This window comes from Streptomyces huasconensis, from assembly GCF_021028635.1.
Taxonomy (GTDB): Bacteria; Actinomycetota; Actinomycetes; order Streptomycetales; family Streptomycetaceae; genus Streptomyces; species Streptomyces huasconensis.
The window spans coordinates 2,604,993-2,620,248 of sequence record NZ_CP086119.1 but is presented as its reverse complement, the minus strand read 5'-3'; the positions used below and the strand labels follow the sequence as shown (position 1 = coordinate 2,620,248).

General features: G+C 72.7%; 10 protein-coding genes. 9 read left to right on the top strand and 1 reads right to left on the bottom strand.

Annotated features, from left to right (window positions below; all coding sequences use genetic code 11):
* Positions 1-38 precede the first annotated feature (38 nt).
* The 6 genes from J2N69_RS11810 (at position 39) to obgE (ending at position 9,622) form a co-directional block, all read left to right on the top strand.
* Entirely contained in the window at positions 39-839 is an 801-nt protein-coding gene (locus tag J2N69_RS11810; RefSeq protein ID WP_230900699.1) for a TIGR03936 family radical SAM-associated protein, read from the top strand.
* A gap of 235 nt (positions 840-1,074) precedes the next feature.
* Positions 1,075-5,628, top strand: a complete 4,554-nt coding sequence (locus J2N69_RS11805) for an Rne/Rng family ribonuclease (protein WP_230900698.1) — start codon at positions 1,075-1,077, stop codon at positions 5,626-5,628.
* Positions 5,629-5,914: 286 nt separating this feature from the next.
* Entirely contained in the window at positions 5,915-7,273 is a 1,359-nt protein-coding gene (locus tag J2N69_RS11800) for a phospholipase D-like domain-containing protein (RefSeq protein ID WP_230900697.1), read from the top strand.
* 209 nt (positions 7,274-7,482) lie between these two features.
* Positions 7,483-7,803, top strand: coding sequence for a 50S ribosomal protein L21 (gene rplU / locus J2N69_RS11795; RefSeq protein ID WP_028813461.1), 321 nt, complete (start codon positions 7,483-7,485; stop codon positions 7,801-7,803).
* Between the two features lie 14 nt (positions 7,804-7,817).
* Positions 7,818-8,072, top strand: a complete 255-nt coding sequence (gene rpmA, locus J2N69_RS11790; RefSeq protein WP_127912897.1) for a 50S ribosomal protein L27 — start codon at positions 7,818-7,820, stop codon at positions 8,070-8,072.
* A gap of 110 nt (positions 8,073-8,182) precedes the next feature.
* Positions 8,183-9,622: a GTPase ObgE gene (obgE, locus tag J2N69_RS11785; RefSeq protein ID WP_230900696.1), complete on the top strand. Its 1,440-nt coding sequence runs from the start codon at positions 8,183-8,185 to the stop codon at positions 9,620-9,622.
* A gap of 81 nt (positions 9,623-9,703) precedes the next feature.
* On the opposite strand, the gene J2N69_RS11780 is transcribed toward obgE, so the two are convergent.
* Complete coding sequence (locus J2N69_RS11780; protein ID WP_230900695.1) at positions 9,704-11,794, bottom strand: hypothetical protein; 2,091 nt, start codon at positions 11,792-11,794, stop codon at positions 9,704-9,706.
* A gap of 269 nt (positions 11,795-12,063) precedes the next feature.
* On the opposite strand from J2N69_RS11780, the gene proB reads away from it, so the two are divergent.
* The 3 genes from proB to J2N69_RS11765 all read left to right on the top strand — a co-directional run bounded on the left by proB (position 12,064) and on the right by J2N69_RS11765 (position 15,254).
* Positions 12,064-13,191, top strand: coding sequence for a glutamate 5-kinase (proB, locus tag J2N69_RS11775; RefSeq protein ID WP_230900694.1), 1,128 nt, complete (start codon positions 12,064-12,066; stop codon positions 13,189-13,191).
* Positions 13,192-13,370: 179 nt separating this feature from the next.
* Positions 13,371-13,850 carry a hypothetical protein gene (locus J2N69_RS11770; RefSeq protein WP_408056888.1) on the top strand — a complete coding sequence of 160 codons (480 nt, stop codon included), beginning with the start codon at positions 13,371-13,373 and terminating at the stop codon, positions 13,848-13,850.
* Between the two features lie 111 nt (positions 13,851-13,961).
* Positions 13,962-15,254, top strand: coding sequence for a glutamate-5-semialdehyde dehydrogenase (locus J2N69_RS11765; RefSeq protein ID WP_230900692.1), 1,293 nt, complete (start codon positions 13,962-13,964; stop codon positions 15,252-15,254).
* Positions 15,255-15,256: the final 2 nt, after the last annotated feature.

Genomic DNA, 15,256 nt, shown 5'->3' with positions numbered 1-15,256 from the left:
GCAAGCGACAGCCCGAAGGCCCGCCGCCCGCACCCGCGGTGCAGCGCATCCGCCTGCGCTACACCAAGCGCGGCCGCCTCCGGTTCACCAGCCACCGTGACTTCCAGCGCGCCTTCGAGCGTGCGCTGCGCCGCGCCGAGGTGCCCATGGCGTACTCGGCGGGGTTCACCCCGCACCCGAAGGTGTCGTACGCCAATGCCGCACCCACCGGCACGGGCAGTGAGGCCGAGTACCTGGAGATCGCGCTCACCGCGCCGCGCGACCCCGACCAGCTCCGCGAGCTGCTCGACGAGTCGCTGCCGGACGGTCTGGACATCACCGACGCCGTCGAGTCCCGCACCTCGGGCCTCGCCGACCGGCTGACCGCCTCCGTCTGGGAGCTGCGCCTGGACGGCGTGGAGCCCGCACAGGCCCAGCGCGCGGCGGAGCTGTTCCGCGCCGCGGACACGGTCGAGGTGCAGCGCCGCACGAAGAACGGCATGCGCACCTTCGACGCGCGCGAGGCCGTCGTGAGCCTGGAAGCGATCACCGACGGCGAAGCGGTCACGCACGACACCGATAGGCCGACCGACAAGCCCTGTGCGATACTGCGGCTGGTTGTTCGGCACGTGACACCTGCCGTACGACCTGACGACGTCCTGTCCGGTCTCCGAGCTGTGGCCGACCTGGCGCCGCCGGTCCCCGCAGCGGTGACCAGGCTGGCGCAGGGGCTTTTCGATGAAGAGACCGGCACGGTGACCGACCCGCTCGCGCCCGACCGCGAGGCAGCCACGGCCGCATCACCCACGGCCGCCGTAGCTGCCGCCGCGACGGCGCCGGTGCCGGAAGGCCCCCGTTAGGGACGTACGTCAAAGCGCAGCCCTCGTACTCGGGAGCCACCTGGGTCGGGCAGCGCACTGACCGAGACTTTCGCCAGGCCGTCCGCACTTGGGCGTACGGAACCGGCGAGACAAGACATAGAGAGCTCCCGTGCGGCGCCCCCGCCCCCGGATGACGGCCCCGCGCACCTAGCGCGAGCCGCGTACATCACCGGACAGGCGCGGCGCCCGGGAGCGTGACGGGAGAACCGCCCGCATGCTTGAGCCGAACGACCCCACTGAGGGATCGCAGAACAACAGCCCCAGCGACACCCTGCCGCCGCGCCGTCGGCGCCGCGCCGCGTCGCGCCCCGCGGGACCGCCCGCGGGCACCGCCGAAGCCACGGCCCCGGCCATACCGGCCACCCCCGCCGCCGAAGACGTTCAGGCCGTCGGCCTGCCCGACGCGGCCGACCCGGTCGACGAGGTCGAGGAGACCGAAGAGGTGGCCGGGACCACCCCGGTCGCCGAGCCCGCGGCCGAGGAGGCCGCCCCCGCGCCGCGCCGCCGCCGTGCCACCCGCCGCGCCTCCGCGCCGGCCGGTGCGCCGCAGGCCGCCGAGGCCGCCGAGGTGACCGAGAGCGCCGCGTCCGCCGCCGAGCCCGCCGTTGAGGAGGAGACCGAGGAGGCCGCTCCGGCGCCGCGTCGCCGTCGTGCGACCCGCCGCGCGTCTGCTCCCGCAGGTACTCCGCAGGGTGCCGAGGTGGCTGAGGCCGTGTCGGTCGCCGCTGAGGCTGCCGCGCCTGCCGAGGCTGCCGAGGCTGTGGCGGAGGAGGCCGCTCCGGCGCCGCGTCGCCGTCGTGCCACCCGCCGCGCTTCCGCTCCTGCCGGTGCTCCGCAGGCCGCTGAGGTCGCCGAGGCCGTGACGGTTGCCGCCGAGGCTGTCGCGCCCGCCGAGGTTGCCGCCGTCGAGGAGGAGACCGAGGAGGCCGCTCCGGCGCCGCGTGCGCGTCGTCGCGCGAGCCGTCGTGCGTCCGCTCCTGCCGGTGCTCCGCAGGCCGCTGAGGTGGCTGAGGCCGTGTCAGTGGCGGCCGAGGCTGCCGCGCCGGTCGAGGCTGCCGAGGCTGTGGCGGAGGAGGCCGCTCCGGCGCCGCGTCGCCGTCGTGCCACCCGCCGTGCGTCCGCCCCCGCTGGTGCTCCGCAGGCCGCTGAGGTCGCCGAGGCCGTGTCGGTCGCCGCTGAGGCCGCCGCCGCCGAGCCCGAGCCCGAGCCGGCCGCCGTCGAGGACGCCGCGCCGCGCCGTACGCGCCGCCGCGCCACCCGTGGCACCGCCGCGCCCGCCGCCGAGCAGGCCCCCGAGCAGGCGTCGGACAAGGCTGCCGACCAGGCGCCCGAGAAGCCCGCCGAGGCGCCTGCCGCCCCGGTCGCCCCGGTCGAGGAAGCCCCCGCCGAGGCCGTGGAGGACGACGCCCCCCGCGGCCGTCGCCGCCGCGCCACCCGTAAGACCGCGGCCGTCGGATTCTCCGCGCCCGCAGGCCACAAGGCCCGCAAGGCCCAGGTCGCCGACGACTCCGCCGAGGGCGGCCGCACGCCCGCCCGCCCCGCCGTCGCCGTCTTCCAGGCACCGGTGTTCGCCGAGCCGATGTTCCAGACCCCGGAGCGCGCCGCCGCGGCGGCCGCGGCCGAGGCCGTGCGGGAGCCCGCCGAGGAGCCCGCCGCCCCCGTGGCGGAGGAGGAGGCGGCCCCGCGCCGTCGACGCCGCCGTCGGGCCGCCGACGAGCAGCCCGCCGCCGTCGAGGAGCGGGAGCCGGTCAAGGCCGCCGAGGAGCCGTCGGCCGACGAGGCCGAGGAGATCGCCGAGCCGGCCTCCGCCGACGCCGCCGACCACGACGACGACACGGAGGAGTCCGGCGAGCGCCAGGGCCGCCGTCGCCGCCGTGGCGGCCGCCGCCGTCGCCGCGGTGACCTGGCCGACCAGGACGGCGAGCAGCACGACACCGCGTCCGAGTCCGACGACGACCACGACGCCGTCGCCACGGTCGCCGCCGAGCAGGCGGAACAGGACGCCGAGGACACCGCCGAGCAGGCCGCCGAGGACTCCGAGGAGTCGGACGAGGCCGCCTCGGAGAACGGCGGGACCGGCTCCAGCAGCAGCCGCCGTCGCCGTCGCCGCCGCCGTCGCGCCGGTGACTCCGCCGAGGGCGAGCCGGGCGACAGCGACCCGGAGCGTACGGTCGTCAAGGTCCGCGAGCCCCGCAAGAAGGAAGAGCGGGAGCTGGGCACGGGCGCCGACGAGGTCCAGTCCATCAAGGGCTCGACCCGCCTGGAGGCCAAGAAGCAGCGCCGCCGCGAGGGCCGCGAGCAGGGCCGCCGCCGCGTGCCGATCATCACCGAGGCGGAGTTCCTGGCGCGCCGCGAGGCCGTCGAGCGCGTGATGGTCGTACGCCAGAACGGCGAGCGCACCCAGATCGGCGTCCTGGAAGACAACGTGCTCGTCGAGCACTACGTCAACAAGGAGCAGGCGACCTCGTACGTCGGGAACGTCTACCTCGGCAAGGTGCAGAACGTCCTGCCGTCCATGGAGGCCGCGTTCATCGACATCGGCAAGGGCCGCAACGCGGTCCTGTACGCCGGTGAGGTCAACTTCGAGGCGCTCGGCATGGCCAACGGCCCCCGCCGCATCGAGTCCGCCCTGAAGTCCGGCCAGTCCGTCCTCGTACAGGTCACCAAGGACCCGATCGGCCACAAGGGCGCCCGCCTGACCAGCCAGGTCTCGCTCCCCGGCCGCTACCTGGTCTACGTCCCCGAGGGGTCGATGACCGGCATCAGCCGCAAGCTGCCCGACACCGAGCGCGCGCGTCTGAAGACCATCCTCAAGAAGATCGTCCCCGAGGACGCGGGCGTCATCGTGCGCACCGCCGCCGAGGGCGCGAGCGAGGACGAGCTGCGCCGCGACGTCGAGCGTCTCCAGGGGCAGTGGGAAGAGATCCAGAAGAAGGCGAAGGCGGCCTCCACCAGCTCGCCGAGCCTGCTGTACGGCGAGCCGGACATGACCGTCCGCGTGGTCCGCGACATCTTCAACGAGGACTTCTCCAAGGTCATCGTCAGCGGTGACGAGGCGTGGCAGACCATCCACGGATACGTCTCGCACGTCGCGCCCGACCTGGCCGACCGCCTCTCGCGGTGGACGTCCGAGGTCGACGTCTTCGCGACGTACCGGATCGACGAGCAGCTGGCGAAGGCCCTGGACCGCAAGGTCTGGCTGCCGAGCGGCGGCTCGCTGGTGATCGACAAGACCGAGGCGATGATCGTCGTCGACGTCAACACCGGCAAGTTCACCGGTCAGGGCGGCAACCTCGAAGAGACCGTGACGAGGAACAACCTCGAGGCGGCCGAGGAGATCGTGCGCCAGCTGCGCCTGCGCGACCTGGGCGGCATCGTCGTCATCGACTTCATCGACATGGTCCTGGAGTCCAACCGCGACCTGGTCCTGCGCCGCCTGCTCGAATGCCTCGGACGCGACCGTACGAAGCACCAGGTCGCCGAGGTGACCTCGCTCGGCCTGGTCCAGATGACCCGTAAGCGCGTCGGCCAGGGGCTCCTGGAGTCCTTCTCCGAGACCTGCGTGCACTGCAACGGCCGCGGTGTCATCGTGCACATGGAGCAGCCGACCTCCGTCGGTGGCGGCGGCAAGCGCAAGAAGCGCGGTCGCGGTGGCGCGGACCAGCAGGACCACGGCCACGAGCACACCCACGAGCACGAGGCCGACACCGAGGAGCTGGAGGGCGTCGAGACGGAGGCCGAGGTCGCCGCCGAGGCCGCCGCTCCGGTGGCGCTGCCCGAGCCCGAGTTCGTCCCGGACGAGGAGCTGTACAGCAGCGCGGCCGAGGCCGAGGCAGCCGCTTCGCGCGGTGGCCGCTCGCGGCGCCGGGCGACGCGGCGGGCTTCCGCCCCGGCGGGCGCCCCGCGTGCCGAGGCCGCCCCCGAGGAGACCCCGCAGGCGGAGGCCCCCAAGCGGTCCGGCAAGCGGGCCAAGGCCGCCGAGAAGGCAGCGGAGAGGGCCGCGCGGGCCGAGGCGCGGGCCGAGGCGCGGGCCGAGGAGGAGGCCGCCAGGGCCGAGGTCCCGGTCGTCGAGTCCGATGTCGCGCGCACCGCCGCACCGGCCGTGGAGGACCCCATCGTGGGCTCCCCGGAGGCCGTCGAGGCGGCCCACGAGGCGCCCGCCGCGGCGCCCGCGCAGGACGACGCCGCCCCGAAGGGACGTACGCGCCGCCGTGCCGTCCGCAAGGCGACGTCGCCCGCCGGTTCGCCGAAGGCAGCGGAGAGTGCCGAAGCCGAGGCCGCCGAGGTCATCGTGACCCCGGCTCCGAAGGCCGAGCCGGTGGCGGAGCCCGCCGAGCCGGTGGCTCCGCCCGTGGCCGAGGCGCCCGCCGCCGACGCCGCTCCCGCCCGTCCGCGCCGCCGTGCGGTGCGCAAGGCCACGGCGCCGACCGCGTCCGAGGAGGCGGCCGTGGTGGTCGTCCCGTCGGCGGAGAAGGCCGAGCCGAAGCAGCCCGAGCCGAAGCAGGCGGAGGCGGACAAGGCCGAGGCGGAGCAGCCCGTGGCGGAGGCCGAGGCCCCCGCCGAGGAAGCCGCTCCGGCGAAGAAGACGGCGCGTAAAACCGCCAAGAAGGCGACGGCCAAGAAGGCCGCCACCAAGAAGACCGCGGCCAAGAAGACGGCCGCCAAGAAGACGACGGCCAAGAAGGCGTCGAAGGCGACGGCGAAGAAGGCCGCGGCGGCGGAGCAGACGCCGTCCGGTGTCTCCGCGAGCGCCGCCGGCGAGAGCTGACCGCTTCCGCGAACCGGTGCCCCCCTGACCGCCCGCAAGGACCGGCCAGGGGGGCACCGGTCTGTGCGGACAGTGTGCGGGCAGAAGAGCGCGGGCGGAGGAGTGCGTACAGGGTGGTGCCGGTCTGTCCGGAAAACGACCGCACCGCAGCCCGAAAGCGTGAAGCGGGCCCCCTGGCCTTTGTGCACCGGGCAACACCTGTAAAACTCATGCGGTCTGACGGATGAACAGGGACGTGAGCGCGCGCGTGGGGAGCCCGTGCGCCCGCGTCAGGGAGGGATGACACATGGCGCACACGCGCCTGCGAGGCACGGGACGGCACCGTGCGGTGAAGCCGGTCAAGGGCGGCCGCCAGGCGGTGGCCCTGGCCACGGTGCTGTCGGCGGCGGGCATCCAGGCCGTGGGCACGGCGGGCACCGCCTCTGCGGACGGGACGCCGACGCCGACCTGGACCGAGGGCCCGATCTTCAACGACCCGAAGGGCGACGTAGACCAGCAGCACGCGATCCGCACCCGGCTGATCGAGCTGACGAACTCGGCGGTGCCGGGCTCGACGATCAAGGTCGCGGTCTACCACGTGTGGGAGACCCCGATCGTGGACGCGCTCGTCGCCGCCAAGCGGCGTGGTGTGCACGTCCAGGTCCTGCTGGACGAGAGCAGCAAGTCCGACCGGCCGGCGAACGGCGCGTACGCCCGGCTCATGACGGCGCTCGGCACGAACGCCGCCAACCCGTCCTTCGTGCGGCTCTGCCCGGCCGGGAAGTCGTGCCTCGGCGACCCGCGGTACGGCAAGTCGATCATGCACAACAAGTTCTGGCTGTTCTCGCAGGTCGAGGGGGCCAGGGACGTCGTCGTGCAGACCACGTCGAACTCCACGCCGTCGGCGCACACGAAGTTCTTCAACGACGCGCTGCTGCTGCCGAACAACCCGGCGATGTACGACGCGTACGCCGACTACTTCACGGACATGCTCGGCAGGAACTGGCAGGGCTGGGACTACCGCACGGTCAGCAGCGGCCGCTACAAGGCCTACTTCTTCCCGCGCAACGGCACGGTGAACGAGACCGACACCATGTACTCGGTCATGAACAACATCCGCTGCACCTACAAGGACGCGGCCGGGGTGACGCAGCGCACGAAGGTCCGCGCCGCCATCTTCAAGATCACGCGCGAGCAGATCGCCGACAAGCTGGTCTCCCTGAAGAAGGCCGGCTGCGACGTGAGCCTGCTGTACGCGGAGAGCGACAGCGCCAAGAGCCAGGGCGGCACCCCCGGCACCTGGGAACAGCTCCACAAGCCTGGCGGCCCCTCCGTACGCTGCTACAACGACGACAGGGACCCGCTGACCCCCGGCGCCAAACTGACGACGCCCTTCATCATCCACTCGAAGTACCTGCTCATCGACGGCATGTACGACGGCAAGCGCAACAAGGTGTCGTTCACCGGCTCGCAGAACTACACGGCACCCGCGCTGCGCGAGAACGACGAGGCGATCGTCAAGATCGACGACGACTCGGTGCACGACACGTACCGGTCGCACTTCACCCGCACGCGGGCCGTGGCCTGGCCGGGCGCCGCCGACCAGACGGACCTGTGCAAGGGCGTCAAGCCGCTGCCGCCGGACGGCGAGAAGCCAACCCGATGACTGCGGGGACGCGGGGGCGCGGGGCCCGGTTTGACCCGTCCGGGTGGGCCCCGTAACCTTGACCGTCGGCGTGTTCCTATGCACGCCCGCCCCCTGTAAACCCTTTTCCTCCCGAACCGCGGGCACTGCTTCCGGGTCGGGAGAGGCCGCCTGCTTCCGGCGGGTGGCTGGACTGCGGGGGTTCCGTTCCGAGCGAGAGAGAGATCCGCGTGTACGCCATCGTGCGCAGCGGTGGTCGCCAGCACAAGGTTGCTGTCGACGACATCGTTGAGGTTGACAAGATTCCCACGGCCAAGGTTGGCGACACGGTCGAGCTCTCGACCCTGCTCGTGGTCGACGGCGACTCCGTGACCAGCGACCCGTGGGTGCTGGCCGGCATCAAGGTCACCGCCGAGGTCGTGGACCACCACAAGGGTGCCAAGATCGACATCCTTCGGTACAAGAACAAGACCGGCTACCGCCGTCGCCAGGGTCACCGCCAGCAGTACACGGCGATCAAGGTCACCGGTATCCCCACGGCTGCGAAGTAAGGGACTGAGACAAGATGGCACACAAGAAGGGCGCATCGTCCACTCGGAACGGTCGCGACTCCAATGCTCAGCGGCTCGGCGTGAAGCGCTTCGGCGGTCAGGTCGTCAACGCCGGTGAGATCCTGGTCCGCCAGCGCGGCACCCACTTCCACCCGGGCGCGGGCGTCGGCCGCGGCAAGGACGACACCCTGTTCGCGCTGGACGCGGGCGCGGTCGAGTTCGGCACGCACCGTGGCCGCAAGGTCGTGAACATCGTTCCGGTCGCCTGATCGGTTCTTTTCGCGAGGCGGACCTCACTTCCCCGGCGGGGAAGCGGGTCCGCCTTTCGCGTGTTACGCAAGAGACACCCCACGCACATTTCCCCTGGAGGCACTGAACCATGACCACCTTCGTGGACCGCGTCGAGCTGCATGTCGCCGCGGGTAGCGGAGGCCACGGCTGTGCCTCCGTTCACCGTGAGAAGTTCAAGCCGCTCGGCGGCCCGGACGGCGGCAACGGCGGCCGTGGCGGTGACGTGATCCTGGTCGTCGACCAGGACGTCACCACGCTGCTCGACTACCACCACAGCCCGCACCGCAAGGCCACCAACGGCCAGCCCGGCGCCGGTGACAACCGCTCCGGCAAGGACGGCCAGGACCTCGTCCTGCCCGTCCCGGACGGCACGGTCGTCATGGACCGCGAGGGCAACGTCCTCGCGGACATGGTCGGCCAGGGCACCACCTTCGTCGCGGGCCAGGGCGGCCGCGGCGGCCTCGGCAACGCGGCGCTGGCCTCCGCCCGGCGCAAGGCCCCCGGCTTCGCGCTGCTCGGCGTGCCCGGTGAGGAGCGCGACCTCGTCCTGGAGCTCAAGACCGTCGCCGACGTCGCCCTGGTGGGCTACCCGAGCGCCGGCAAGTCCTCGCTGATCTCCGTGCTGAGCGCCGCCAAGCCGAAGATTGCGGACTACCCCTTCACGACGCTCGTCCCGAACCTCGGCGTCGTGACGGCGGGATCGACCGTCTACACCGTCGCCGACGTGCCCGGCCTCATCCCGGGCGCCAGCCAGGGCCGCGGCCTCGGCCTGGAGTTCCTGCGGCACGTCGAGCGGTGCAGCGTGCTCGTCCACGTACTGGACACGGCGACCCTGGAGTCCGACCGCGACCCCGTCTCCGACCTCGACGTCATCGAGGAGGAACTGCGGCAGTACGGCGCGGGCCTGGAGAACCGTCCCCGCATCGTCGTCCTCAACAAGATCGACGTGCCCGACGGCCAGGACCTCGCCGAAATGGTCCGGCCCGACCTGGAGGCGCGCGGCTACCGCGTCTTCGAGGTGTCGGCCGTCGCCCACAAGGGCCTCAAGGAGCTGTCCTTCGGCCTGGCCGAGCTGGTCGCCGCCGCGCGTGCCGCGAAGCCGAAGGAGGAGGCGACCCGCATCGTCATCCGCCCCAAGGCCGTCGACGACTCCGGCTTCACGGTCAAGCGCGAGGACGACGGCATCTTCCGCGTGCGCGGCGAGAAGCCGGAGCGCTGGATTCGCCAGACCGACTTCAACAACGACGAGGCCGTCGGCTACCTCGCGGACCGTCTCAGCCGCCTCGGCGTCGAGGACGAGCTGATGAAGGCCGGCGCCCGCGCCGGCGACGGCGTCGCCATCGGCCCCGAGGAGAACGCGGTCGTCTTCGACTGGGAGCCCACCATGATGGCGGGCGCCGAGATGCTCGGCCGCCGCGGCGAGGACCACCGCCTGGAGGCCCCCCGCCCGGCCGCCCAGCGCCGCAGGGACCGCGAGGCGGAGCGGGACGAGGCGCAGCGCGCGTACGACGACTTCGAGCCGTTCTAGAACCGGTACGCCGGTCAAGCGGTACGAGGAAGGGCCCCGGAGCATGTGCTCCGGGGCCCTTCCTCGTCGTACGTCAGGCGCTCACGCGGAGACCGAGTCCTCCGCGCCGTTCGACTCCGAGGGGTCCTGTGCCGTCTCCTCGGCCGCCTCTTCCGCGATGCGCTGGCCGGGGATGTCCGCGTCGATGCGGGAGGCCATGCGGGCGCGGCGGGCGTCGGCCTTGGCGCACAGGGCGATGGCCGCCGCGTTGAAGCGGGCCAGGGAGGGCGGGTCCGAGGGGCCCAGGAGGTGCTCCTTGAGCTCCGCGCGGGCCTCCGCGTGGGAATCCAGCTCCGGGGCGCGCACGGCCTTCAGGAGGGCCGCCACGCCGTCCGCCTCGGGTGTGAGGATCGTCGCCGCGGACGCCGTCGGGAAGCTGGCGCGGAACTCGGCCTCGGACATGCCGGCCGTGTTGGCGACGGCGTACGGCTTCTCGCTGCTCAGCCAGTCGGAGACGACCGACGAGACGTCACTGATCAGCAGGTCCGCCTGGTTGAAGCAGGAGAAGATCGCCGGGCGCGCGCCCGTGATGATCTGGTGCTCCCACGCCGGGAAGGACGCCCAGAACGCGGCCTCCCACGCGGCGGTCGCCTCGGCCACGGCGGCCTGCGCGTCGCCGTCCGGGGCGCCCTGGAGCATCATCCGCTCCTGCTCGTCCGCGCTCTTGCGGAACTTCCGGGCGGTCAGCTCGTCCAGGGCGGCGGTGCGGCGCTCCAGCTCGGCCGCGGCCTCGGGGCCGGGACGGGCACCGGAGCGCTTGGCGTTGGCCGCGAGGATCATCGCCTTGATGCGCTCGTTGGCGGCGCCCGCGCGCGGGTCCTGCGAGCCGGTCATCGGGTGCGGCTTGTAGAGCAGGCGCACGCCCGGGTCGGCGAGCAGCTCGCGGACGATGTTCTCGCCGGCCAGGACCACCGAGGTGTTGCCGGGGTTGCCGTCCCAGCCCTCCCAGGTGGGGGCGTACAGAACGGTCGTGTACGGGCCCGTGGGCGCCCCCGAGAACGGCAGGATCGGGGAGAGCTGCGGGCGGCCCACCTCCACGACGTCCTTGTCGTCGACGCCGATGTCGGCGAGCTGGTAGCGGTCGCGGGCCGCGGGGCCCGCCACCCACACCTCGTCGTACGCCTTGGCGTAGGGGTTGCAGGAGGAGAGCTTGTCGCTCTCGCCGTGGTTGATGAAGGCGTGCTTGATCGTCGGGATGCGCAGCACCTGCGAGGTCTTCGCGGCGTTCGCCGGGTGCAGCATCATCTTCAGCGTCGAGGTCTCCAGGGAGAACATCGTCGCGACCTTCGGGAAGCAGATGATCGGGACGTCCGTCGCGTCGATCTTCTGCACCATGAACCGCTCACGCAGCACGATCAGCGGCTTGCCGTCCAGCTTGGAGAGCGTGGAGAGCCACATGTTCGCCTGGTACGCGGACGTGGTGCCGCCCGAGAAGTACATGGCCACGGTCGGCTTGTAGTCGGCCAGCCACTGGTCGAGCCACTCCATGACCCGCTCGTCGTTCTTCGCCCGCTTCTTGGGCAGCAGCCAGGTGGCGAGGTACAGCGCGCCGCCGCCGATGAGCGCGAGGGAGACGCCGAGGCCGATGCCGCCCCAGTACGCGTGGGTGGTGGCCGCCGTGAGGAGCAGGCCCACCGTCGAGGGCACCGAGAACGTCAGCAGGCGGTGGGCCTGGCGGCGGGAGAGGATGCGCGGGGGAGCGGCCGTCAGGTGCAGCGCGGAGGCGTCGATGTTGCGCGTGACGATCGGCAGCGCGCGGCTGCGGCGCACCATCACGGCGATGGCCTGGCAGCCGAAGTGCAGGGCGTAGAACGCGAGCAGCGTGATCGTCAGCGGCGACTGCTCGGCCAGCGGCTCTATGCCGTCGATGCGCAGCAGGCCGACCAGGACCAGCATGTCGCGCAGGAGCTGGCGGACCGTGACGTCGAAGCGGATCTTGCCAAGGAGCGAGAGAAGGCCCGGCTGCTTGTACTGCAGATAGATGTCGAGCGCGAGGTTCGCGGCGGCCGCGGCGACGAACACCGGGACATAGGGGAGCAGCGCGCTCACGAGCTGGGTGGCGAAGAGCGCGAGCATCGCGAACAGCGCGGAGAGCTGCACGATGCGTCGGGGAACGAGTCCGGCAGAGGGCACGGGCGTGGGCTCCTGGCGGGGATGAAGGGGGGATGAAGAGTCAACGGGGGGAAGTCGACCACTGACCGTATGACGCGCGGCGCCTCCGTAGCAATCTTCCGTGACGGCAATCACCGGAAAAAGGGGCAAAGGAGACTGAACCCCGGGGGTGTTTTTTCCCTCGGGGGCCCGGGGCCGCTCCGGTCCGCCCCTCGGAACGCGGGGGCGCCACCCGTACGCCCTCACGTAGATTGCAGGTCCGGCACCATCGGGATCATTTGGGGAAGCGCGTGACAGCGGCAAGGCAGTCGGTGGCAGAGGCCCAGCGGGTCGTCGTCAAGGTCGGGTCCTCGTCCCTGACCACGGCCTCGGGGGGTCTGGACGCCGACCGTGTCGACGCCCTCGTGGACGTCCTGGCCAAGAGCCGCGGCGGCGGCGAGCGCGAGATCGTGCTCGTCTCCTCCGGTGCCATCGCCGCGGGTCTGGCCCCGCTGGGGCTCGTACGGCGCCCCAAGGACCTGGCCCGCCAGCAGGCCGCCGCCAGCGTCGGCCAGGGGCTGCTCGTGGCCCGCTACACCGCCTCCTTCGCGCGGTACGGCGTACGCGTCGGGCAGGTGCTCCTCACCTCCGACGACATGGCCCGCCGCGCCCACCACCGCAACGCGTCCCGCACCCTGGACCAGCTGCTCGCCATGGGCGCGCTCCCCGTGGTCAACGAGAACGACACCGTGGCCACCGACGAGATCCGCTTCGGCGACAACGACCGCCTGGCCGCCCTCGTCGCCCACCTCGTCCACGCCGACCTCCTCGTGCTGCTCTCCGACGTCGACGGCCTGTACGACGGCGACCCCGCCAAGCCCGGCACCGCCAGCATCGCCGAGGTGCGGGGCCCCGCCGACATCGCGCACGTCGAGATCGGCAGCGCGGGCAAGGCGGGCGTCGGCACCGGCGGCATGGTCACCAAGGTCGAGGCCGCGCGGATCGCCGCGGCCGCCGGCATCCCCGTCGTCCTGACCTCCGCGAGCCAGGCCGGTGACGCCCTCGCGGGCCGCGCCACGGGCACGTACTTCCACCGCACGGGACGCCGCTCCGCCGACCGGCTCCTGTGGCTCCAGCATGCCTCCGAGCCGCGCGGCGCGCTCACCCTGGACGACGGGGCGGTGCGCGCGGTCGTGGAGGGGCGCAAGTCGCTGCTGCCCGCGGGGATCGCCGGGGTGGAGGGCGACTTCACCGCGGGCGACCCGGTAGAGCTGCGGGACACCGCGGGGCGGGCCGTCGCGCGCGGCCTGGTGAACTTCGACGCGAAGGAGCTGCCGCAGCTCCTCGGCCGCTCCACGCGGGATCTCGCGCGGGAACTCGGACCGGCGTACGAGCGGGAGGTCGTGCACCGCGACGACCTCGTCCTGCTCCACGGATAGCCCGCCGCGCCCCGGCCGAAAACCGCCGTGCGCGGCCGCGGCGGGTGCTCCGCGGAAGGTGAAACTCCCCAAAACCGCCCCGCGGGACGGCTCGGGCTGGTCAACTTTGTTGAAGACAGTTCCGTACGACCGTTGCGTGTCCGCACCGACACTGCGTGAAGGAGGCCGTCGTGAGACGAGTGCGCCCAGGGGCGGCGTCCCGCGGCTCGGCTGAGCGGGCGCTGACGAGCGTCGCCGCGGGGGAGGCGTACGAGAGCGAGGCGCACGCCGGGCACGAGAACCCGGCGCGCGGGACGGCGGAGGGCGAGACGGTTCAGACGCCCCGCCTGTGGCACGTCACCCTGAGTGTCTCGGGCCCGGAGGCCCCGCTGAACGAGCTGCGCCGCGGCCTCGAACAGCTCGCCCACGACCACCCCTTCCTCCTCACCAGCCGGTACGCCCCCGACCACGCCGAGATCCGCTACTGGGAAGAGGCCCGCGACCTGCACGACGCCGCCGCGGTCGCGCTGCGGCTGTGGGGCGAGCACCGGCAGAGCGCGCAGCTGCCGCCGTGGGAGATCGTGGGGCTGGAAGTCATCGACCGCGACACGTACCACCAGCGGATCGCGGAGGGGTACGGTCCGCTGCCGGCCGCGCCGGTGGGCGTACATCCGTTCTGACGCCCGCGGCGAGGCGGCTCTTTTGAGCCGTCGTCCCACGCCCGCCCCCGCCCGGTCTCGGGGACTGGAACACCGGGTGAACGCCCCGCGCGCGGGGATTACCCTGCGGACATGACGTCGCTCTCTCCCGTCTCGCCCTACGACAACCTCTCGCCGGTCGCCCAGGCCGCCTACCGCGCCCGCGGCGCCTCCGCCACGCTCGCGCCGCTGCCGCGCGCCGCCAAGGACGACGCGCTGCTCGCGATCGCCGACGCCCTGGAGGTGCGGACCGCCGAGATCGTCGACGCCAACGCCAAGGACATCGAGCGCGCCCGCGAGGCCGGGACCGGCGAGGGGATCATCGACCGGCTCACCCTCACCCCGGAGCGGGTCCGCGCCATCGCCGGCGACGTGCGCGACGTGGCGGCCCTGCCCGACCCGGTGGGCGAGGTCGTCCGCGGCTCCACGCTCCCCAACGGCATCGACCTGCGCCAGGTCCGCGTCCCCCTCGGCGTCGTCGGGATCATCTACGAGGCCCGCCCGAACGTCACCGTGGACGCGGCCGCCCTCTGCCTGAAGTCCGGCAACGCCGTGCTCCTGCGGGGCTCGTCATCGGCGTACGAATCGAACACCGCGCTCGTGCGCGTCCTGCGCGACGCGGTGCACGGCGCGGGCCTGCCCGCCGACGCCGTCCAGCTCGTGCCGGGCGAGAGCCGGGACTCCGTACGCGAGCTGATGCGCGCCCGCGGCCTCGTCGACGTGCTCATCCCGCGCGGCGGCGCCTCGCTGATCAAGACCGTCGTCGAGGAGTCCACCGTCCCGGTCATCGAGACCGGCACCGGCAACTGCCATGTGTACGTCGACGCCGCCGCCGACATCGACATGGCCGTCGACATCCTGATCAACTCCAAGGCGCAGCGGCCCAGCGTCTGCAACGCCGCCGAGACGCTGCTCGTCCACCGGGACATCGCCGACGCGTTCCTGCCGCGCGCCCTGGACGCCCTCGCGGAGGCCGGGGTGACCGTGCACGCCGACGAGCGCGTGCTCACCTATGGGGACGGCTCCAAGGCCACCGTCGTGCCCGCGACGACCGAGGACTGGGAGACCGAGTACCTCTCGTACGACATCGCGGCCGCCGTCGTCGACACCCTGGAGCAGGCCGTCGAGCACATCCGGCTGTGGACCTCCGGGCACACGGAGGCCATCGTCACCACCTCGCAGCAGGCCGCGCGCCGCTTCACGCAGCTCGTCGACTCCACGACGGTCGCCGTGAACGCCTCGACGCGCTTCACCGACGGCGGCCAGTTCGGCTTCGGCGCCGAGATCGGCATCTCCACGCAGAAGCTGCACGCCCGCGGGCCGATGGGCCTGCCGGAGCTGACGTCGACCAAGTACATCGTGACGGGCGACGGCCACGTGCGGTGACA

What these genes read in the sequence shown, in the direction of transcription:
- J2N69_RS11805 (WP_230900698.1), top strand. Translation starts at nt 1,075, where the DNA reads ATGCTTGAGCCGAACGACCCCACTGAGGGATCGCAGAACAACAGCCCC.
- J2N69_RS11800 (WP_230900697.1), top strand. Translation starts at nt 5,915, where the DNA reads ATGGCGCACACGCGCCTGCGAGGCACGGGACGGCACCGTGCGGTGAAG.
- rpmA (WP_127912897.1), top strand. Translation starts at nt 7,818, where the DNA reads ATGGCACACAAGAAGGGCGCATCGTCCACTCGGAACGGTCGCGACTCC.
- obgE (WP_230900696.1), top strand. Translation starts at nt 8,183, where the DNA reads ATGACCACCTTCGTGGACCGCGTCGAGCTGCATGTCGCCGCGGGTAGC.
- J2N69_RS11765 (WP_230900692.1), top strand. Translation starts at nt 13,962, where the DNA reads ATGACGTCGCTCTCTCCCGTCTCGCCCTACGACAACCTCTCGCCGGTC.